Origin of the sequence: Mucilaginibacter sp. UYP27 (assembly GCF_040547175.1) — a bacterium.
Lineage (GTDB): Bacteria > Bacteroidota > Bacteroidia > Sphingobacteriales > Sphingobacteriaceae > Mucilaginibacter.
The window spans coordinates 240,020-262,353 of record NZ_JBEPPE010000004.1 but is presented as its reverse complement, the minus strand read 5'-3'; the positions used below and the strand labels follow the sequence as shown (position 1 = coordinate 262,353).

Genomic DNA, 22,334 nt, shown 5'->3' with positions numbered 1-22,334 from the left:
TTATTTTCGAAGATAGTACTAAAGTACTATCCGTTTATTTTCTGCAATAGACCGTTTGGCCGCATCCAGTATCTGCATCACTATCATATTATATTTAAGTGAAGACCTGTCGGCGATACCCCGCTGCCTGTTATTTACCACCTGTTGCAAATAGGAGATAGGGTGGTCATTTGGCGCTAACAATGGCGGAGCAACTGTAGTGGTTGTAGGATGTTTATCTATCCGGGTAATTACATTGTCCTTGTCTAAAGCATGGATATATCCCTCATCCCCAAATACTTCCAAATCTTTAATAGAGAATGGCCAGTTCCAGGATGCCTCAATAATGCCTGTCGCGGTTGGGTATTCTACAATGATGGTTGCATCATCCTCTACCTTTGGGTAGGTTTGTAGTTTAAAATGGCGAGCTACAGCCGTAACCGCAATGGGTTTTTGCCCGTTCATTAACCAGGTCATCAGGTCGGCGCCGTAGCAGCCAAAATCGTTAAGGGCACCTGCACCATTCATTTCGGGGTCGGTAAGCCAGTTGGTAAAATCCTTACTGCAACCAATCTCTTTTGGCCCCTGGTGCCCATCGTGCACCACCATCTTGCGGATCTGCCCAAGGCTATCCATATTGGCTATATCGTACACGTGCTGGTAAGATGGGTACCACGTGGTTTCGTAATTGGTCATTAGCTTTATATAGTATTTTAAAGCTAAAAATTCCATACGGCTGGCCTGCGCAAGGGTAGCTGCCAAAGGTTTTTCTACCATAACCGAAATGCCCAGCGGTGCGCAAACCTCAACAATGTCGATGTGTTTGGCAACCGGGTTATAGCCCAAAACCACATCCGGCTTTTTGATGGCGACCAATTTTTTTAGGTCGTCGAAAAAAATTGAATCGGGCAGGTTGTATTGTTTTTGGTAGCGTGCACGCAGTTGTTTATCAGCCTCGGCAATGCCTACAATAAGTACTTTGCCGTCGCGGTAATCGCCAAGGATGTTATGTACATGATCATGAGCCAAACCTGCTATACCTATCTTTTGGGTGCTAAGTAAAACAGGCGTAACAGTTGCTGTTGGCGTTACAGGTTTAATGGTAGGTGTTACCTGCGCAACCGACATAAATGTGCCCGATACAAGTATCAGGCACATTATAAGCTTCATGAATTTTATGATAGAATTACTTCTCATTTGACAGCGAATAAGGCACGTCTGCAGCTTTAGTACCTCTTGCCTTGTTAGGCACAGCCGACATGTCAAAGTTTAAAACCTGGCCCTGCTGTAGCGCTTTGTGGCTTAACCAGTTGTTTGTATATGGTTTACCGTTAACTGTAAGGCTGGTTACAAACCTGTTTGCAGGACTGTTTTTTGGCGCGTTGATAGTAACAGTTTTGCCGTTCTCTAAAGTTAGGATCACTTTTTTGAAGAGCGGCGCGCCTAACACATATTGGTCTGTGGATGGGGTAACCGGGTAGAAGCCCATTGCCGAAAATACGTACCAGGCAGAGGTTTGGCCGTTATCCTCGTCGCCACAGTAACCATCTGGTGCCGAGTGGTACATTTTGTTGATCACATCGCGTACGTGCAATTGGGTTTTCCATGGCTCGCCCGAGTAGTTGTACAGGTAGGTCATATGTTGAATGGGTTGATTACCATGCGCGTACTGGCCCATGCCTGCTATCTGCATCTCGCGGATCTCGTGGATAACCTCACCGTAATAGCTATCGTCAAAAATAGGGGGAAGACTGAAAACTGAATCCAGTTTAGCACTGAATTTTTGTTTGCCACCCATCAGGTCAACCAGGCCTTGTATATCATGGAAAACGCTCCAGGTGTAGTGCCAGCTGTTGCCCTCGGTAAAGGCATCGCCCCATTTAAACGGATTAAACGGCGACTGGAATTTTCCATCCTTATTTTTACCACGCATTAAACCGGTTTCTTCATCAAACAGGTTTTTGTAGTTCATGCTGCGTTTGCGGTAAATCTCCGTTTCGGTTGTTGGGCGGTTTAATGCCTTACCCAATTTGTAGATAGTGAAGTCGTCAAAAGCATATTCTAATGTACGGGCAGCATTCTCGTTTATTTTAACATCATAAGGTACGTAGCCCAAAGTGTTGTAGTAATTTACACCATCTCGGCCGGTAGCAGCAGGGCCATCGTTATTGGCGCCATGTAACAGGGCTTGATATAATGTTTGGATATCGTAACCGCGGCCACCTTTTAGGTAAGCATCTGATACTACGGCGGCGGAGTTGTTGCCCACCATTACATCAGAGTAACCGGGGCTGCTCCACTCTGGCAGCCAGCCACCTTCTTTGTAATCATTAACCAATCCGGCTTGCATTTCTTTGTTGATAGATGGGTAAACGAGGTTCAGGAACGGATATAAGGCCCTGAAGGTATCCCAAAAGCCTGTACCTGCAAATTTGTAGCCCGGTAATATCTGGCCGTTTTGCGCGCTCCAGTGTATTGGTTGGTTCTTGGCATCCAGTTCGTACATTTTATTTGGGAAGAACAGCATGCGGTAAAGGCAAGAGTAAAATGTTTTTACCTGCTCTACCGAACCACCTTCAACAGCAAGTTTGCTTAAAGTTTTGTTCCAAACATCTTTTGCTTTTTGCTTGGTTTGGTCGAAGTTATCATTACCTACTTCCCTGTTAAGGCTTATTTCAGCTTGCTCAATGCTGATGAATGATGAGGCTACCTTCATGTTTACTTTTTCGCCTTTTGCAGTTTTAAAACCAATAACAGCCATAGCGTGCTTGGCATCAAGTTCTAAACCGTCCTTAAGTGTGGTATCGCTGTAAACCTGGGCCGTGGTAATTGGCTTATCTACATATATAACAAAGTAGTTTTTGAAGTTTTTAAGCGGGCCGCGCGCGTATTTGGTAGAGTAACCAACTATCTTTTTCTCGCCCGGGATAACTTTTATGTATGATCCCTTATCAAACGCATCAACAATAATGTACGAGTTGTTTGATTGGGGATAAGTAAATCTGAATTGCGCGCTACGCTCGGTAGGGGCAATCTCGGTAGTAATATCATGGTCGGCAAGGTAAACGCTGTAATAATATGGTTTAGCGATTTCTGCCTTGTGCGAGAACCAGCTTTCGCGGCCTTTTTGCGAAACCTTCAACTCGCCCCTTACCGGCATAATAGCAAACTGCCCGTAATCATTCATCCACGGGGATGGCTGGTGGGTTTGTTTAAAGCCGTTTATTTTGTAGGCATCGTAGGTGTACTGCCACCCGTCGCCCATTTTACCTGTAGTAGGTGTCCAGAAGTTCATGCCCCATGGTAAGGCAATGGCAGGGTAGGTATTGCCGTTACTCAGGTCGTATTTTGATTGTGTTCCCATCAGCGGGTTGATCCATTCTACCGGATCAGTTACTTTGGCTACCTGCTGTGCAAATGAAGAGGCTGCAAACAAAAAGGTACTTAAAAAAAGAAATCTTTTTTTCATGTGTCAGTTAAAGTATAATAGATGTAAACCGGCCGTAAATATAAAAGACTGGCGGGTATTGCCAGTCTTTTATATTGTAAAATTATTGCCACCCGGCGTTTTGTTTCAACTTAGGGTTGGTGCTAATTTCGCGTTGTGGTATTGGCCACAGGTAATATTGAGATTTCATGGTAATACCCTGCTCATTTGCCGTTGATGTAGCTTCAGCAAATGTACCGCCTGGTACAACGTAGATCTTATGCGTACGCTGGATATCAAAATAGGCTTTATCCTCATAACAAAGTTCAAGATAACGTTCTTTCCAAACTGCTTCGCGGAACGCTGTTTGAGACAAAGCGCCGTACGGAGCAAGTTGTGCGCGGCCGCGGATAGCTTCGAGCGCGGCAATAGCTGTCGCATTAGGGGCGCCGTCTGCTTCGTTTTGCGCTTCGGCGTAAATTAGCTGGGCTTCGGGTAAACGGAACAGCGTCCAATTCTCGTCACTTTTACCATTACCTAAAGCACTCTCTACATGGAAAAATTTGTAAAGCGCGGGTTTCTCAAACGTAATTATTGTTGAGGGGTCTTTATCTTTCGGATAGCTGCTGTAGAAAAACTCTCTTTCTTTAGCGCGTTTATCACCGGCAGGGTAGCTGGCAATAAATTGAGTGGTAGGGAGCATAGCGCCCAAGTGATCGCCATAAGCACCAACTTGTAAGTTAAAAGGAATAGTTAACTGCGGTATGGCGTTTTCTTTAACACCCACCAGGTAATTGATCTGGAAGATCAGCTCGCCTTGATTTTTGTGGGCGTTATCATGCAAAAATGCATAATCGTTAAATAAGCTGTATTGTGTTAAAACTGGTAACACTTCTGCAGCAGCTAACGCGTAGTTCTCTGGTTTTTGCAAAGGATAACCTGCCATAGTTAAATAAACACTGCCTAATAACGTACGCACTGCACCCAACGACACACGGCCGGTTTGCTCGGTATCGGGTAAGCCTGAGTCTTTAGCGGCTTTAAGGTCTGCTACGATCAGGTCATAAACAGAAGCGATAGGCGAACGCTCAGGATAAAGGGTTTCGCTGGTGATGGTAACCGGTTCTGTTATCAATGGCACATCGCCGTATAACCTTACTAAATGAAAGTAAAAGAAAGCCCTCATGAAGTAAACTTCGCCAAGCAATTTTTTCTTATCAGCATCCGGCATTGTAATGGCGGGAATGCGTTTAAGCGCTACGTTAGCATTTGCAATGGCTGCGTAACTGTTTGACCACACTGTTTCAAAACCCGGGTTTGTGGGGCTTGTAGTTTGGTTTATTACCTGCTTATTATTCACACTTTGCCCAAGCGTTGTTGCATGGCCTGCAAAAAGCTCTAAAGTAATGAACGGGCTCTCGCCGTAAGCATCACCATTTTGAAACATGTATAACGATGAGTAAATACCGTTTACAAATGTTTGCGCTTGCGAAGCTGTGGTAAAGTAGTTTTCGTTATTAAAGTTATCTCGCCTTTCTTCGTCGAGGTATTTTTTGCAACTGCTTGCAGATGCTGTAAGGATCAGTAATAATATACCGGCCCTGTATTTTTTTAAGTTAAACTTCATAATAGTATATATTAAATGGTTTAATTAGAAACTAACATTTACACCAAGCAGGAATGTCCTTGGTTTTGGATAATCGTAAAACTGGATGCCCTGGGTAAAATTGCTGCTACCGTTATAGGTAGAAACCTCCGGATCGTAACCTGTGTATTTGGTTATGATGAACAGGTTTTGGGCTTGCGCGTAAACTCTTAACCGGCTAACTTTTAAACGTTTTAAGATGTTGTCAGAAAAGTTGTAGCCCAAAGTAACTGACCTGCCGCGAATGAAATTGCCGTTTTCTACCTTAGTTGAGTAGATCTCAGTTTGGTAACCTACGTAAGCAGGGCGGGTTTCAGCTATTGATGTGTTTTGATGATCAGGTGTCCATGCATCTAATACAGTGGCATAGCTGTTGGCCTGGCCTGTACGGTCCTGGCCAGAGTGTTTGGTTAGGTTCATGATCTGGTTACCATAGTTAAACTGTAACTCGATACCAAGCTCAATTCCTTTATAACGGAAGTTGTTGCTGAATGTACCAAAGCCATCCGGGGTTGATTTACCCAGCACCTCGCGGTCATCCGCGGTGATCTTTCCGTCGCCGTTCAGGTCTTTTATTTTAAGGTCACCCGGCTTAAGGCCGTTATAAGAGGCTGCCTGCGCGGCTTCTGATGTGCTCCATGTACCTAACACGGTGTAACCGTAAAAGCTACCCGGTGATAAACCAACTCTCATCAGATTAAAGTTTGATAAGAAACCGGGAGAAAGGAAAATATCATCATTGTTTTGGCCAAGCGCTAAGATCTTGGTGTTTAGGAACGTGATATTAAAGTTAGATGTCCAGGTGAAGTCTTTTGACTTAATATTGGTAGTATTAATGGCAAGTTCGATACCTTTATTCTGCAATTTACCAATGTTTTTAAAAACACTTCCAAAACCGCTCGATTGTGGAATTGGTGCATCAAGTAATAACGCTTGTGTTTTTTTCAGGAATGCGTCAGCCTCGATGTTAATACGGTTGTTAAATAAACCTAATGATACACCAAAATCTACTTCAGAGTTTTTCTCCCATCCAAGTTCTTCGTTACCGATAGAGGTTTGGTGGGTACCAATAGCCTGCGCGCCACCAAATACATAAGGGGTGGTCTCGATGTTGGCAGTTGAACGGTATTCGCCAATTTCGGTGTTACCGGTTAAACCATAGCTTAATCTGAATTTAAGGTCAGAAATGGTTTTGTTATCCTTAAGGAATGACTCTTGCGATGCCCTCCAGGCCAATGCTGCCGAAGGGAAGAAACCGTTTTTGGTGTTTTTACCCAAGCGCGATGAACCATCCTGGCGACCTGTTACAGTTAACAGGTATTTCTCTTTCAGATTATAATTTAAACGCGCAAAAAACGATTGCATTTGCCATGCATCATAGTTTGAAGTAGGGATGCCGGGGATTTGTCCGGCGGCAAGGTTGTAATAACTATAAAAATTATCTGACAATGTGCTGGTTGATGCACCAAAACCTGTTTGTTTAAAGTTTTGACGCTCGAAACCCGCTACAAGGTTTATCTTGTGGATACCCGCAAAGGTTTTATCGTACGTGAAGTAGTTTGACCATTGCCAGAATACATTGTTGGCTTCGCTTATTGATGCCGAACTGTAATCCTGGCTTGCAGATGCACCACCCACTAAACCTGTTTGCGAGCTTGGATAGTAGTTCGCTGATGTAGTAACGCCCAACACACTGCGGAACTGTAAACTTGGCAAAATGTTAATGTTTGCATAAGTGTTGCCGCTAAATACACGAATTTTGGTTAATTGAATATTCTCGTTTGCCTGTGCAACCGGGTTGTCGCCACCTTCAAGGTTAGGGTAGTCGGTACGTTTACCATAGCTGCCATCAGGGTAACGGATAGGAATGATAGAAGGCATCTCCACTAACATACGTGGTATGTTATTACCACCTGTGCCGTTATCCTGCGCGCGGCCTTCCTGGGCGTTGTAGTTTAAAGTAGCGCCTACTTTTAACCATGATTTTATCTGGTTATCAAATGTTAAGCGCGCGTTGTAACGTTTTAAATAACTATTAAGAATGATACCTTGATCATCAGCATAGTTTAAAAAGAAACCGTAGTTCATTTTTTCGCTATTGCCGGTAAAACCCAGGTTATGGTTTTGGCTAACCGCTGTACGGGTAGTGGCATCCTGCCAGTCTACGTCATAAAGTGGTTGCAAGTTAGCGTCAAACAGCTTACCAATAAGCGCTGTGCGGATAACTTTTGGATCTTTAGATGCATAATTACCTGCTGCCCAACCCGTAGGATCGTACTTTTGGATATTGGCGTAGCCCAGATCTTCAATAGCTAAAAATTCTTTAGCATTAAGCACATCCAGTTTTTTAGCCATTTTGCTAACGCTTACGTAGCTATCATAGCTAACAGTACCCGCGCCGCCTCTTGTCCCACGTTTAGTGGTAACTAAAATAACGCCGTTTGCACCACGTGTACCGTAAATAGCGGTTGATGACGCATCTTTCAGCACGTCGATAGACTCTACATCATTTGGATTAATAGCGTTACCGCCTTCTGTCCAAACCACGCCGTCTACCACATAAAGTGGGTTTGTGCTTGCGTTAAGGGACGTATAACCACGGATGCGGACTTTTGTAGCGCCGCCCGGTGCACCCGAGTTGCTGGATACGTTTACGCCGGCAATTTTACCTGCAAGCTCCTGCTCAAGATTGGTTTGAGGCCTTTCCTGCAATGCCTTGCTGCCTACGCTACCTACCGATCCGGTAAGGTCTACACGTTTTGAAGTGCCATAACCTACAACCACTACCTCGCTTAATGCTTTTGGCGATTCCACCAAAACCACATCAATAGCAGTGCGGTTGTTAATTGGCTGTTCCTGGGTTGTATAACCTACAAAACTAAACACCAATGTGCCGGTACCTTCCGGTACGGTTAACTTGTACTTACCGTTAACATCCGTAGTAGTGCCCGTTGTGGTGCCTTTTAACTTAACGTTTACGCCCGGCAGGGGGCCTTTAGCATCACTTACGGTACCGGTAACGTCAACAGCTTTAATTTCAACAGCGTTGTTATCAGCGTCCTTCTTTTTTACTACAATAGTTTCCTGGAAAATTTTGTAGGTGAGGGGCTGATCTTTAAACGCGATAACCAATGCCTGGTCAACGCTTACTTTGTCAACATCGATATTGATGCCGCCTGCTTTTGATACATCGTTTTTATCATACATGAAATGATAGCCTGTTTGTTTCTCAATAAGGCGTAAAACTTTTTCTACAGAAGCGTTCTTTTGGCGCAAGGAAACAGTCTGGCTGAATGTCTTTGCGCTCACATTGGTAAGGGCTGCAATTATTAAAATGGCAGTGAGTTTCATAACCAATATTATTTTGGATAGTTTAGACCATGCCAAAGGCACAGCCTTAGAATTAAAATTCATAAGTTTGTTGTGTTTGGGTTAAACATTAACTTTCAATTCGTCGATTGCATGATTATGGGGCCCAGGCATTTTAGCCGGGAAAGTGGGTCGAAACACTTCCCGGTTTTTTTTATGCTTGAAATTTGCAGCTCGCTAATGCACCGCTGCTATCGGGGCCACCTCGTGCTTAGCTGTTGGGGTGTATTTTTTTCATCATAATGGAGTTTTTGTGAGGTGAATAATTGAGTATATTGATATTGTTTTTTGGCTTGTTTAATGGCTTTACAGCACTATAATTTCGTTTCCTTCAATTTTTAGGTTAATGCCGGTGTATTTCAAAATATCTAAGAGTACTGAAGCCTTTACATTACGCGATATCCGGCCGGTAAAAACCTTATCAGGCACTTTGCCTTTGTACGTAACATCTACTGCGTACCAGCGGGCGGCCTGGCGCAGTATGGCGTCAATACCAACTTCGCGAAACTGAAAAATGCCGTTCTTCCAGGCGGTTTCGTCGTCTACGTCCACACCGTCAACCACTTTGTTTTGGCCTGATCTTTTGATCTGGGCTTGCTGGCCGGGTTTAAGTAGCGCGCTGAAAGTGCCGCTGGTAATATTTACCGCACCTTCAAGCAGAGTGGTTTTCATGGTTGCCTCGTCATCATAGGCCATTACATTGAAGTGCGTGCCTAAAACTTCTATATCCGCGCGGTTTGTTTTAACCTTAAAAGGCACAGCAGCATTTTTGGTTACCTCAAAGTAAGCCTCGCCGGTAATTTCTACCTGCCTTGTTTTGCCGGTAAAACGGGTTGGGAACGTTAATGATGATGCTGAGTTTAACCAAACTTTGGTTCCGTCTGGCAAAACCACCTGGTATTGGCCGCCACGTGGGGTGGTAATCGTATTTATCGATGGTAAAGTTCCGGCATCGGCCAAAGCTGTTGTGTTGTAAATTACCTGTCCATCAGCAGTTTTCTTAATCAGGGTTGTGCCTTGTTTAGCGAGGGTGCCGTTCTCGGCATTATCCAAAATAATGGTTTTGCCGTTTGCGAGGGTCAGCAATGCTTTATTACCGCCGGGCAGGGCATCATTATGCGGGCGTTTTACTTTTGCTATTTGTGGTTGCTGCGCTGCTTTTTGTGGGTGCAGAAGGGTGTAAACGCCAAACGTTACAACGATCAATAATAAAGCTGCCGTGGATATTTTACCCCAAAGAAATATATTGTTGTGAGTTTTTACTTGTTTGTTCAATCCTTCAGCGCCTAAAATATTACTGAGCATCTGGCTTGTTTTATTGTTATTGAACAAAGGGGCATCGGGTCTAAGATCATCCCAGGCCTGGCGGATAAGCATTGAAAGCTCTTCATCGCTTGCGCCGGCATTTATTACAGCAAATAGTTCGTCGCGCTCCTTTGGAGTGGCCGTTTTGCTATAATAGTGATCAAAAAGGTATCTCAACCTTAACCTGGATGTTTTCATTAAATGTTATTCAATAACTGGTAGTGTATAAAAGCCGGGGAACTTTTGTTATATGACACCAACGGAGTTAAAAAAGGGGGTATTGCTTCGCGGTTATTTTTTAATAAACATCGCGGCCAGTATAATTATAGCCGAAATATCAATATTCGACTGTACAAAACTGGTGATCGAATGGGTGGCACCCTGTAAATACTTTTTTACAGTTTCGCGCGAGAGTCCCATTTGGTTGGCTATCTCATCGTACTTTAATCGGCTGTGGCGGCTAAGCAAATATACCTTTTGCTGCTGTGGGGGCAAGTGGTCGATAGCCTGATCCAATAAACTGTAATAACCCTCCAGCCCCGGGTTTTCTTCGGGTACCAGGTTAGCGGCGTTCTCTTCTATGGTTTTTTGGTGTACACGTTCCTTTGCCAATTTGCGCAGGCAGTTTAACGCATGGTTTTTGGAGATAACAAATAAATACGCTCGGAAATTGTGGATGGTTGTTAGCGTTTCGCGGCTTATCCAAATCTTTAAAAATACATCTTGCACCACCTCTTCGGCCAATTCAATAGAATCGGTAATGCGGTAAATGTGTGTACCTAAAAGTTGATGATGGGTGTTGAACAGTTCACTAAACGCATGTTCATCGCCGCCGGCAACTTTCAAAAGTAACTCTTTTTCACAAGGTAAAATCAAGTCAGACATAGGCCTTAATTGGTGCTGGCAAATAATGGAAAATATACTACAACTGCAACTCAATAATGCTTAAATGTTAAAAAATTATCACCCGGTGTAAAAATGACACATTCGTAATTGCTTGATTTTTAATTAATTAATCATAGCATAAAAGGGTGAGAGAAGATTTAATTTGTTAAAATAATGAGGGGTTTCCACCCATTTTTATTTTGCCCAAATGCCTGTAAGCGCTTTCGGTGGCCTCGCGGCCCCGGGCTGTGCGCATTAAAAAGCCTTCTTGGATCAAAAAAGGTTCGTAAACTTCTTCTATGGTGCCTTCTTCTTCGCCCACGGCGGTGGCAATGGTTTTTAACCCAACCGGGCCGCCTTTAAACTTATCGATAATGGTAGATAAGATCTTATTATCCATTTCATCCAAACCATGTTCATCTACATTCAATGCGTTCAAAGCATACTTGGCAATCGCGGTATCAATGTTACCATCGCCTTTTATTTGAGCAAAATCGCGCGTGCGGCGTAACAAGGCATTGGCAATACGTGGCGTACCACGGCTTCGGCGGGCAATTTCGTAAGCGCCCTCATCGCTGATAGGGGTACGCAAAATGGTGGCTGAACGTAATACAATTGTAGTAAGTAATTTGGCATCGTAATATTCCAGCCTGCTGTTAATACCGAAACGTGCACGTAAGGGGGCTGTCAATAAACCTGACCGTGTAGTTGCACCAACAAGTGTGAATGGATTAAGAGAAATCTGTACCGAACGTGCGTTAGGGCCGCTCTCGAGCATAATATCTATCTTAAAATCCTCCATCGCCGAGTACAGGTATTCCTCAACCAACGGACTTAAACGATGGATCTCATCAATAAAAAGTATGTCGCCGGTTTCTAATCCTGTAAGTAAGCCTGCAAGATCGCCGGGTTTATCAAGCACCGGACCGGATGTTATTTTAATACCCACGCCCATCTCGTTAGCGATGATATTAGATAAGGTGGTTTTGCCTAACCCCGGAGGGCCGTGCAATAGCACGTGATCCAACGCTTCGCCGCGCTGGCGGGCAGCCTGTACAAAAATGCGCAGGTTTGCCATTATTTTATGCTGACCGGTAAAATCTTCAAACGCCTGAGGCCGTAATACTTTTTCTATATCACGTTCGGTTGGAGAAAGGCGTTCGCTATCCGGGTCGAGGTTCTCGTTCATGCTATTTATTTCGGATTTCAGATATTCGATTTCGGATTTGGTTAGCGTAAAGTTAAGTTAAATTAGGGTTTCGGAAAATAAATTCGAAGTCGAACATCCCGAAATTCGAATTTAATCACCCTTCAGGATACTTCCTGAAAATGCTGTTGATCTTCATTTGGATAACCCCAAAGAATGCCTCCTTGAAAATACCTTTAGACATTTTAGAGGTGCCAGCGGTACGGTCGGTAAATATGATGGGTACTTCGGTTACCTTAAAGCCGTGCTTTATTGAAGTGTATTTCATCTCGATCTGGAAGGCATAGCCCACAAACTTTATTTTATTCAGGTTTAGGGTTTCCAGCACTTTGCGTTTGTAACACATAAATCCGGCGGTGGCATCCTGCACATCAATCCCCGTAATAAAACGCACATAAACCGATGCGAAAAAACTCATTAGCACGCGGCTCATGGGCCAGTTTACCACGTTAACACCTTTTATGTAGCGCGAGCCAATGGCAGCATCCGCTCCATCTATACAAGCCTGGCGCAGGCGTAAAAGATCATCAGGGTTGTGGGAGAAATCGGCATCCATTTCAAAAATAAAATCGTAATGGTGACTAATAGCCCATTTAAAACCATGGATATAAGCAGTGCCTAAACCCTGCTTGCCAGATCGTTCCTCAATAAATAATTTGCCGTTGTATTCCTGTTGAAGCTGCCTTACGATATTTGCTGTACCATCTGGCGACCCATCATCAATGATAAGCACATGGAAATCATGAGGAAGTGTAAACACCTTGCGGATCATTCGCTCGATATTTTCTTTCTCGTTGTAAGTAGGAATAATGACAATACTATCAGGCACAGTAGCTGTAGATTTTGGGTTTTCTTAAGGACGCTGCTAAAATAATTTAATTTTAAACGGCTTTAAAATAAAAAAACAGGAAAGTGGGATACTTTCCTGTTTTTAAAAGTAATATTTTGCTTACAGTCGTTCGGTCTCCGATGCTACCTGATTTAATATAACAGGGTCGGTAATGTAGTTTCGTTCTTTTAGGCGCGGTGAAATAATTAAGAATGCGATTATAAACACGCATATAAATGCCACAAAAAACCATTCGTAGTTGGCGCCTTTTAAAGCGGTTGCCCACCAGCCGCCATCTTCAATAAGCCCGTTAACAACGGCAGTAATTAGGTTGCCGAACGATACCACCAGGAACCAAATCCCTGTCATGGTGCTTTTCATTGATTTTGGTGAATGTGTATAGGCATATTCCAAACCTGTGATAGATACAAGCACTTCGGCTGCCGAAAGTACCATAAAGGCAAATACCTGCCACCAAATAGAAGGCGAGCCGCCATGATCAAGGCTGGTATGGATAACGCCGATTACCACAAACGCTAACGCCGTTAACACGAGGCCGGTACCAAGCCTGCGCAGTGGTGTTGTTTTTAGTCCGCGTTTATCAAGCCATGGATATATTACGTAGTTAAACAGCGGGATAAACAGCAGCAGGAATATAGTGTTAAAAGTTGACAGCTGACCAGGATATATGGTGAATGATGTAAAACCAAGGTTAATTACGCGGTCCATTTTTTCGGCGTACAATGTCCACTCAGACAAACATTGATCCCAAACAGCCCAAAATGCCAGCGCGAAAAAGAATACCGTCATAACCCGGTACACTGCTTTTACACCTTCAACGCGTTCCGGGTCGTAGCTTTCTTTGGCAATATCAAGCACTTGCTGCCCCGGTTTGCGTTGGCTTAAGTGCGTTAGTGCATACCAGGTAATAAATACCAGGTTGTTACGGTTAACGCCTTGTGGCGGAACTTTTACATATTTTTTACGTCCCGAGAAAAATATGATGGTAGCCAGTGCCATCAGAAGCCCAGGGATACCGAAAGCCCATTTAGGCCCAAAGTGCTCATAGGTCCAGGGAATAGCAACGGTAGAGATCATTGAACCGGCGTTGATACTGAAATAGAACCAGCCATAAACTTTTGAAAGCAGATCCTGGTTGGTAGCATCAAACTGATCGCCAACGTTAGCAGATACACATGATTTTATACCGCCGGCACCAATTGCAACAACAAGTAAACCTAATTCAAAACCACTAAGGCCACCATCAAATGTGGCAAGCATTAGATGCCCTATACAGTAAATTATTGATACATACAGGATAAGCTTGTATTTGCCTGTAAACCAATCAGCTATCATACCACCTACAAAAGGCAAAGCATAAGCCACCATTACAAAAAGGTGGTGTAACTTATTGGCGTGTGCATTTGCCTGATCCGTTAACGCGGCATTACCTTCAGGATTAAAAAATTGTTTTACTAAAAACAGTGTAAGTACAGACCGCATTCCGTAAAAACTAAACCGCTCTGCTGCTTCGTTACCGATGATAAATGGAACACTCCTTGGGAATCTCGACTTTGATTTTGCCGGGGTGGCTTCTTGTAAGCTTTCTGCCATACTTATAAAACTAATTTTTGTCTAAAATACTATTATTAAGTCATTCCGATATTTTATACCGAAATTATTACACAGGGTATCCCCAATGTATTGATTTGTGCGCCGGAATAAAATTTAATTCTTTTTACGGATCGGAATACTGCTTCTGTCTATAATTGCCTGTGCCTTAGGGTCAACGTAACCTAAGTCTTTATCCTCGGGGATGTTGCGCATATCCAGGTTTTCTACATACACCCAGCGGCCGTTCTTTAATTTGTATCCATCGTAACTCAGGTCGGGGCCAAAGGTTTCTGGGCGGTCTTTCAGTTTCTGATCCGGGGGGGAGAGGTGGTCAAATACGATCAGATTTTGATCGGGCACGTAACGCAACAGCATTGATGCCTGCCTGGTATATTCAAAAACAACGCGCTTGCGGGTTTTGCTATTGCCGTCAAATACAGGCATACCCATAGCAAGTTTATCCTCTCTATCAAATGATAAAACTTCTATCACTTTTTTGGTTGATTTTACATTATTACCTTTCCACCCCAATAAAACGTAATAGGGCTTTGCGGATGCTACACGGATGATCTTATAATACTGCGCGCCATACCATTTACTTGAGTTTGTTACAGAATCCTCGGGATTTTTCAGAAAAGGAGAGTAGTCTTCCAGCGGATGCATCAACAAGCTGTTGCCGGTGTTCATTTGCACTGTACCGTAAAACCGGTAGCTGCCGTCCTGGTTCATTACATGCCAGCTTAGTATGCGGAAACGGTTATCGGGCGAGTTAACAATGCTTACTGCCTTTACCGAATCGAAAGGGTAATTAAACGAATGCGGCACTTTAAGCGCTGCTACCAGCATTCGGATAAACCGATAGTTGGCGTTCTTGCGTTCCATGTCGTCAGGGTCATTGATGAATTTTTTGCCGAGCGATTTAAGGCTGTCCTGATAAATTTTTAGCTCTTTAAGGTCTTTGGCCTCGTCAGAGTGCTGTGCAAATAATGCGCTGAAAGTAAAAAGTAGGAAAATGGCAATAAATATACCTTTCATCAAATATTTTTATAATAAATATTAACGTAAAACAAGCCGCTAAATTATTAAAAAAGAAATACGCATGTTATAACAAGTTTTCGATAACCATGGCGCTGGCGCCACCGCCTCCGTTACAAATGCCTGCCGCGCCTAATTTGCCACCGTTTTGCTGTAGCACATGTATCAACGTTACAATTATACGCGCACCGGATGCACCCAGTGGGTGGCCAATTGCCACAGCACCACCATTCACGTTCACTTTGGCAGGATCTAAATGGAGGATCTTATTGTTAGCTAATGACACTACCGAAAACGCCTCGTTTATCTCGAAAAAATCTATCTGGTCGGCTTCAATACCTGCTTTATGCAACGCCAACGGAATAGCCTTTGCGGGGGCGGTTGTAAAGTATTCGGGCGCTTGTTGTGCATCGGCAAAAGAAATAATTTTAGCTAAGGGCTTAATGCCCATTGCGTCGGCTTTTTCTTTGCTCATTAATATCAATGCTGCCGCGCCATCATTTAAGGTTGATGCATTGGCCGCAGTAACGGTACCGTCTTTTTTAAACACCGGTTTAAGGGTAGGGATCTTATCAAATTTTACCGCTGCGGGTTCTTCGTCATTGCTGAACAAAGTTACTTCGCCTTTTTTATCTTTCAGTTCAACAGGCGTTATCTCTGTTTTAAATTTACCATCGGCCTGCGATGCCTGAGCGCGTTTGTATGACTCAATAGCGAAGGCATCCTGCTCCTCGCGGGTAACATTGCAGTCCACCGCGCAAAGTTCTGCCGCCGCCCCCATGTGGTAATCGTTATAAACATCCCAAAGACCATCTTTGACAAGCCCGTCTATGACCTGCCCGTTACCCAAACGGTAACCGTTTCTGGCTTTATCAAGGTAGTAAGGTACATTGCTCATGCTTTCCATACCGCCCGCAAGTATTATATCGTTATCGCCGTTGGCGATGCTTTGGGCTGCCAGCATAATCGCCTTCATACCTGATGCGCACACTTTGTTCACAGTTGTAGCGGGCAAATAGGGCAAGCCGGCAAATATCGCTGCCTGTGTTGCAGGCGCCTGGCCTAAGTTAGCCGATAACACGTTGCCCATATATACTTCCTGCACATCGGTTGGTTGCAAACCTGCCTTTTCAATTGCCGATTTAATAACCACAGCGCCCAATTGCGTTGCTGATAATGATGCAAGGCTGCCGCCGAAACTACCAATAGGGGTACGGGTGGCCGATACGATATATACTTCTTTCATAAGAAAAGTGCGTTTTATTATAATGGTGAAGCAAATTTAGATTTTACTTTGAATAGTAACGATAGAAATAGAAAATATTATGCATGCATAGTATTTTCTATTCTGAATCTTTCTTTTTGCGGGATGTTTTTTTGCGTGCTTTGAGGGCCTCCTGCAGCAAATACTCTATCTGCCCGTTGGTGCTGCGGAATTCATCGGCACCCCATGTTTCTATCTCCTTGAGTACATCCGGGTTTATCCTTAATATAAAAGCTTTTTTTTCTGCCATGTTATATTATTGGGTTGCAGCCTGCTGCTGCCGAAGCATAATAATTACCAGGCCCATAAATGCCAGCAATGGCAGGGGTGGGGTGTTGGGTTGTTGCGCAGCCTGGTTAAGTGTAACGGTATATGGTTGTTTAAAACTAAACGCCTTTTGGGTGATGTCTAAAATATTACCCTGCGTATCGTTGATAAGGCTTAATGATTTTGAAAACATCTTTTTATACAGATATGTCGCCTCGAAGCCGTTGTCCATCTTTAGATTAAAATCGCGTTTCCAGATTTCGGGCACCAAAGTGCCGATGGTTTCGTCTTCGCCTTTATTTACCAATACTGTGCGGTTAAACCAGCCTTTACGTTTAATAGTAAAAGTTTCTTGCGGGGTTTCTATAATAGCATCGCGTTTAAAGTTTGAGCGGAACCTCAGTTTGGCATATACAAATTGCCCGTCGGTAAGTTCAAACTCGGGTTTCCAGAAACCTATTTTGTTAACCGTTAGTTCAAAAGTGCGCAGTTGGTTTATATCTCTGTATTCGTCCATACTGTTAGTGATATAAAGTACCTGTATTTACAATAGGCGATACGCTTTTATCGCCACAAAGCACAACAAGCAGGTTGCTTACCATAGCGGCTTTGCGTTCTTCGTCAAGCTCGATGATATTCTTCTCTTTCATTTTGGTAAGGGCCATTTCAACCATACCAACCGCGCCTTCAACAATAAGGCGGCGGGCGGCGATAATGGCCGATGCTTGTTGTCGTTGTAGCATGGCATGTGCAATCTCCGGCGCGTAAGCCAGGTGAGAGATCCGTGCCTCCAGTACTTCGATACCTGCACGGTCAAGGCGCTCGTTAAGTTCCTGTACCAACAGGATGCCTACCTGCTCAGACCCGCCACGCAGGGTAATGCTGGCATTCTCATCCTCGATATGATCGTAAGGGAACGAGTTAGCCAAATGGCGCACTGCAGCCTCACTTTGGATATTTACATACTGCAGGTAGTTCTCTACCGCGAAAACCGCTTTAGCGGTATCTTTTATCTGCCATACAATAACAGCGGCGATTTCTATGGGGTTACCAACGCTATCATTCACTTTTAGCTGCTGACCGTTAAGGTTAAATGCCTTAAGCGATATCTTCTTTTTTACAGTGAACGGGTTCACCCAAAAAAAGCCATCCTGTTTAACGGTGCCCTGATATTTGCCGAAAAGGGTAAGCACTTTAGATTCGTTAGGGTTTACTATCGCCAGCCCCGGCAGTATAAATACAAAGTTTACTACACATAATATAGCGCCTACAACGGGCTCTTCCCAATAGAATGAAAGGGCTGCTGCGGCAATAAGCACAAGTACTAAAACAAAGGCTAAATAACCTGATGGCGCTGTGGTGATTTTTTCGGTTTGCATGATATTGTTAGATTTTAAAATGATATCATAAAGATATCAACTTTGATTTGACAAAAACAAGAAAAATAATAGATAACCGAAACTTATATTATTTTTGATTGGATTAACACGCGCTATGGCAAAACTTTCATCGTCCCGGCAAAAGGCATTACTGCGTAAATACGCGTTAAATGTTAAGTTTTTTATGATGCTGGTTTGCGTTGCCATCATTGTATATGCTTTGCCTAAGCAAGCAAAATTTGGGTACGAGTACGAGAAGAGCAGGATCTGGAACCAAAAGGACCTGGTATCGCCTTACAATTTTGCCATACTGAAAACCAATACCGAGATAGAGACCGACCAAAAAGCCGCGCTTGCCACTGTAACGCCCATCTATCAAAAAGACGACGAGATGAGCCTGCAACAGCAGGAAGGTTTTAAAAGCGACTTTGAAGTAAAATGGCACAATGCCGGTTTAAACGAACGGTTAAAAAACACCTACCTGCAAACAGGCTATAATATACTAAAGGCATCCTATGATAAAGGGATACTTAAACTTAACCCAAAGTACCAAACCGCCGGCAAAAACTATCCGGTTACAGTTTTAAGTGCTAATGTTGCCATTGATAAAAACACATCGGACCTATTTACCCGCGAACGTGCTATTGCCTATTGCGATTTTGAAATAAGCAAAGTGCCCGCTCTTGATAAAGCGTTTTTGCTGAACCTCGTTCAGGATAGACTACAAAATAATCTCACTTACGATGCCAAATTAACCGCGCGATTAGAGAAAGAGGTGATCGAGAACTTGTCTACCACCCGTGGCATGGTGCAAAAGGGAGATGTTATCATAGGCAAAGGATCCGTAATAAACGATGAAGCCTACCAAAAGCTGGCATCCTACAAAAAAGCATTTGAAGATAACGCGCGTACTAACGGAAACCGAAGCCTGGTGCTGTTAGGGCAATTCCTGTTGGTAGGCATTACCATAACTTTATTAATGGTGTTCCTGTACCTTTTTAGGCGGGATATATATGATGATAACCGTTTAGTGAGTTTAATATTGCTGGTTATTACCGCCATGCTGGCTACCCTTTCGCTGGCTATAAAGCTGGAGCTGCCGAATTTCTATTACATACCATATTGTATCGTACCTATCATCATCCGCATATTGTTTGATACGCGTTTGGCTTTGAATATCCACTTGCTGGTGGTAATGATAGCAGGTTTTTTTGTACCTAACAGTTTTGAGTTTGCGTTTTATGAGATCACCGCGGGCATGGTATCTATTTATAGCATCAAAAACCTTATCCGTAGGGAACAATTCCTGATCTCTGCACTCATAATCACGTTCACCTATTTCGTTTCCTTCCTGGGGATTTCCTTAGTGCGTGAGGGGACGTTTACTACTATAGACTGGGTGGATTTTATACCATTTGCTGTAAGTGTGTTGCTTACTTTACTTGCCTACCCGTTAATTTACTTGTTCGAGAAGGTATTTGCAATCACGTCAGACATCACCCTTATCGAACTAACCAATACCAATGCGCCTCTACTTCGCGAGATGGCCTTTAGTGCGCCGGGAACCTTCCAGCACTCGTTGCAGGTAGCTAACCTTGCCGAGAACGCCATTTTTGCTATTGGCGGTAATGCTTTACTGGTTAGGGCGGGGGCATTGTACCATGATATCGGTAAGATTCAAAACCCGCTGTTTTTTATTGAGAATCAAAGTTCGGGCTTTAACCCGCATGATAAACTGCCTTATGAAGAAAGCGCGCAGATCATCATTCGCCATGTGAGCAAGGGGATTGAGATGGCGCGTAAAGCCAACCTGCCCGAGATCGTGATCGATTTTATACGCACCCATCACGGTAATACCCGGGTTGATTATTTTTACCAGTCGTTTTTGAAGAATTTCCCCGAAAAATTCATTAACGAGAATATTTTCCGCTATCCCGGGCCTATCCCATTCTCGAAAGAGGCCGGTGTTTTGATGCTTGCAGACTCGGTGGAGGCTGCTTCACGCTCCTTAAAAGAACCCGACGAAGAATCTATCGGCATACTGGTAGACCGCATTGTAAAATACAAACTGGACCAAAACCAGTTGAATGACAGTAATATAACTTTGAAAGATCTGGAAACCATCAAACAAATTTTTAAGCGGATGCTGATGAGTATTTATCATGTAAGAATAGATTATTAAAAATCTGATTTATTTTTTTGTCAGCTTAAGCTAATTACTATATTTGCAATCCCTGAAAAAGGGAAGACAATTCGGAAAAATCTAAGGTGAGGTGCCTGAGAGGCCGAAAGGATCAGTTTGCTAAACTGACGTACGGGAAACTGTACCGAGGGTTCGAATCCCTCCTTCACCGCTTTAAAGTAAAAGAAGCCTGCAAATCGTAAGATATGCAGGCTTTTGCTTTGTGCGATTTGTAGTTGCAGATCGCTATATATTGCTAATCCAACCATTTTTCTGATACATCTTTAAAGTAAAAAAGGGCATCCAAATATTGGATGCCCTTTTAAATAGCCGCGGATAATATTATTGTTTATCCCACCAAACACGTGAGGTTAACAAATCGCCGCCTGCAACGCCGTTATGCGCTGAGGTATAATTATCAGGATTGCTTACTGCTTCTCCGGATGGGTATGGGAACCTGCGTGGAATAGTATTAGATGTAGCATTATTAGGGAATGTTACCGGTGTTAACACAGGGAAGCCCGTTCTACGCCAATTAGACCATGATTCATAAAAATCAAGCATGCTGTTCGTTAATATCCAGTATTGGGTATTAATTTGTTGTAGGCCGGTTGCTGCGTTGTATGGGTGTGCATCAACATACGCTTGTGCTGCTGCCGGGGTAATTGTAGCTGCGGCATCATACTCTTTTAAATAGGTAATAGCAGCTTTAACACCTGCATCATAATGTGTTTTTGCATCGCCGCCTACGCTAAACCGTTGTGCTGCATCAGCTAATAATAACTCCGACTCTGCATAAGTTAAAATGAAAGTGGGGCCATTCCTTTTGGTAATGTAAGGGCTTGGCGACGAATAATCAGGGAAGGTTGTGTAGCTTGGGTCGGCAGTAACAATGTGGCCCGGTGTACCAAAATCTAAACCATTCGGCATTCCCTTTTGTGCAGCAGCTGTAAACACAGGGTTTGGATTTTGTGTTTTGGTAGCATCATTAGCGTACAGTTGAGTAGCTGCTAAAACTGATAAACGGGGATCGTTGTTAGATTTAAGATTATCTATAAACGTTTTAGACCATTTTACATAGTAATTTTCCTGGCCGCCATCGCCTAACAATACCTGGCTGTTACGGTTAATAGTGGTACGCCCACCTGTTGCATCAGCAATTAAATAAGCGTCATCAGCTTCTGTCAGGGTTTTGCCAGCTACTTGTGTAACAATAGCTTTTGCTTTATCAGGGTTCACCTTTGACAAACGCATACCTATTCTAAGCAACAAAGTATTCCCAAATTTTTGCCATTGGGCGATATTGCCTTTGTAAATAGCATCACCTTTAGGTATATCACCGGCAGGGTCAAGTGCAGCTGTTGCGGCAGTTACCTGAGTAATAAGATCATTATAGATATCTTCTTGTTTATCATATTTTGGATAAAATATTTTACTATAATAACCTAAGCCAGCTTCAGAGTATGGCACATCACCATACAAGTCTGTTATCCGCTCGAATACTAATGCACGCATGATGCGGGCGATAGCGTTAAGGTTTTTGTACTGAGGTTTGTCTTTGGTAGATTCAACCACATCAACAATTGGTTTAACCTGTTCAGAATAAGCATTACCCCAGTATGCAGAGGTGTAACCTTCGTTCAGCAAATACTTATCACCAGCCCAATAACCTATAACGGTAGAGAACCCCTGCATAAAGGTAGAGCAATATATAAGGTTACCACGCCAAGTTTCGTAGCTAAAATCGGTACTGCCCGTGTACGCCAATTGCGCAGATGTTAAAAGATAGTTAGGGTCAAAGTTAGTTTGATTATAGGAAGCCGGGTTGGTGTTCCTTTCCACAAAATCCTTGGTGCAGCTTGTAGAAAGCAAAAGCCCCGCAGAAAGTAGTGCGATATTTTTTAATATATTTTTTTTCATTTTGTTTTGAATTAAAATTTAGCCAGC

Annotated in this window: 16 protein-coding genes and 1 tRNA gene; 2 read left to right on the top strand and 15 right to left on the bottom strand. The window is 43.4% G+C overall.

The features are described from left to right. Positions 1–18: 18 nt before the first annotated feature. The 14 genes from ABIB39_RS15330 to ABIB39_RS15265 all read right to left on the bottom strand — a co-directional run bounded on the left by ABIB39_RS15330 (position 19) and on the right by ABIB39_RS15265 (position 18,205). Positions 19–1,149, bottom strand: a complete 1,131-nt coding sequence (locus tag ABIB39_RS15330) for a Gfo/Idh/MocA family protein (protein WP_354431040.1) — start codon at positions 1,147–1,149, stop codon at positions 19–21. A gap of 16 nt (positions 1,150–1,165) precedes the next feature. Continuing rightward, a complete protein-coding gene (locus ABIB39_RS15325) occupies positions 1,166–3,448 on the bottom strand; it encodes a GH92 family glycosyl hydrolase (protein WP_354431039.1) in 2,283 nt (760 codons plus the stop codon). 82 nt (positions 3,449–3,530) lie between these two features. Next, positions 3,531–5,033: a RagB/SusD family nutrient uptake outer membrane protein gene (locus ABIB39_RS15320; RefSeq protein WP_354431038.1), complete on the bottom strand. Its 1,503-nt coding sequence runs from the start codon at positions 5,031–5,033 to the stop codon at positions 3,531–3,533. A gap of 24 nt (positions 5,034–5,057) precedes the next feature. Beyond that, positions 5,058–8,465: a SusC/RagA family TonB-linked outer membrane protein gene (locus tag ABIB39_RS15315; protein ID WP_354431037.1), complete on the bottom strand. Its 3,408-nt coding sequence runs from the start codon at positions 8,463–8,465 to the stop codon at positions 5,058–5,060. A 261-nt stretch (positions 8,466–8,726) separates the two neighbouring features. Then, the gene (locus ABIB39_RS15310; protein WP_354431036.1) at positions 8,727–9,923 is read right to left on the bottom strand and encodes a FecR family protein; all 1,197 of its coding nucleotides are present in this window, start codon (positions 9,921–9,923) and stop codon (positions 8,727–8,729) included. 93 nt (positions 9,924–10,016) lie between these two features. Beyond that, complete coding sequence (locus ABIB39_RS15305) at positions 10,017–10,610, bottom strand: RNA polymerase sigma factor (RefSeq protein ID WP_354431035.1); 594 nt, start codon at positions 10,608–10,610, stop codon at positions 10,017–10,019. 166 nt (positions 10,611–10,776) lie between these two features. Further along, on the bottom strand, positions 10,777–11,799 hold the full coding sequence (gene ruvB, locus ABIB39_RS15300) for a Holliday junction branch migration DNA helicase RuvB (protein WP_354431034.1): 1,023 nt from the start codon (positions 11,797–11,799) through the stop codon (positions 10,777–10,779). 115 nt (positions 11,800–11,914) lie between these two features. Next, on the bottom strand, positions 11,915–12,646 hold the full coding sequence (locus ABIB39_RS15295; RefSeq protein WP_354431033.1) for a polyprenol monophosphomannose synthase: 732 nt from the start codon (positions 12,644–12,646) through the stop codon (positions 11,915–11,917). Between the two features lie 120 nt (positions 12,647–12,766). Beyond that, entirely contained in the window at positions 12,767–14,260 is a 1,494-nt protein-coding gene (locus ABIB39_RS15290) for a POT-type proton-dependent oligopeptide transporter (protein ID WP_354431032.1), read from the bottom strand. Positions 14,261–14,374: 114 nt separating this feature from the next. Further along, complete coding sequence (locus ABIB39_RS15285) at positions 14,375–15,295, bottom strand: hypothetical protein (protein WP_354431031.1); 921 nt, start codon at positions 15,293–15,295, stop codon at positions 14,375–14,377. A 67-nt stretch (positions 15,296–15,362) separates the two neighbouring features. Beyond that, a complete protein-coding gene (locus tag ABIB39_RS15280; protein ID WP_354431030.1) occupies positions 15,363–16,541 on the bottom strand; it encodes an acetyl-CoA C-acyltransferase in 1,179 nt (392 codons plus the stop codon). Positions 16,542–16,638: 97 nt separating this feature from the next. Further along, positions 16,639–16,809: a type II toxin-antitoxin system antitoxin gene (locus ABIB39_RS15275; protein ID WP_354431029.1), complete on the bottom strand. Its 171-nt coding sequence runs from the start codon at positions 16,807–16,809 to the stop codon at positions 16,639–16,641. Positions 16,810–16,815: 6 nt separating this feature from the next. Beyond that, entirely contained in the window at positions 16,816–17,343 is a 528-nt protein-coding gene (locus ABIB39_RS15270; protein WP_354431028.1) for a hypothetical protein, read from the bottom strand. A gap of 4 nt (positions 17,344–17,347) precedes the next feature. Then, positions 17,348–18,205: an SPFH domain-containing protein gene (locus tag ABIB39_RS15265; RefSeq protein WP_354431027.1), complete on the bottom strand. Its 858-nt coding sequence runs from the start codon at positions 18,203–18,205 to the stop codon at positions 17,348–17,350. Positions 18,206–18,320: 115 nt separating this feature from the next. Between ABIB39_RS15265 and ABIB39_RS15260 the strand changes: the two genes are divergently transcribed. Both ABIB39_RS15260 and ABIB39_RS15255 read left to right on the top strand, forming a co-directional pair. Beyond that, on the top strand, positions 18,321–20,387 hold the full coding sequence (locus ABIB39_RS15260) for an HD family phosphohydrolase (RefSeq protein WP_354431026.1): 2,067 nt from the start codon (positions 18,321–18,323) through the stop codon (positions 20,385–20,387). Between the two features lie 85 nt (positions 20,388–20,472). After that, positions 20,473–20,559, top strand: a tRNA-Ser gene (locus ABIB39_RS15255). Between the two features lie 170 nt (positions 20,560–20,729). Here ABIB39_RS15255 and ABIB39_RS15250 read toward each other — a convergent pair. Continuing rightward, on the bottom strand, positions 20,730–22,307 hold the full coding sequence (locus ABIB39_RS15250; RefSeq protein WP_354431025.1) for a SusD/RagB family nutrient-binding outer membrane lipoprotein: 1,578 nt from the start codon (positions 22,305–22,307) through the stop codon (positions 20,730–20,732). Positions 22,308–22,334 lie beyond the last annotated feature (27 nt).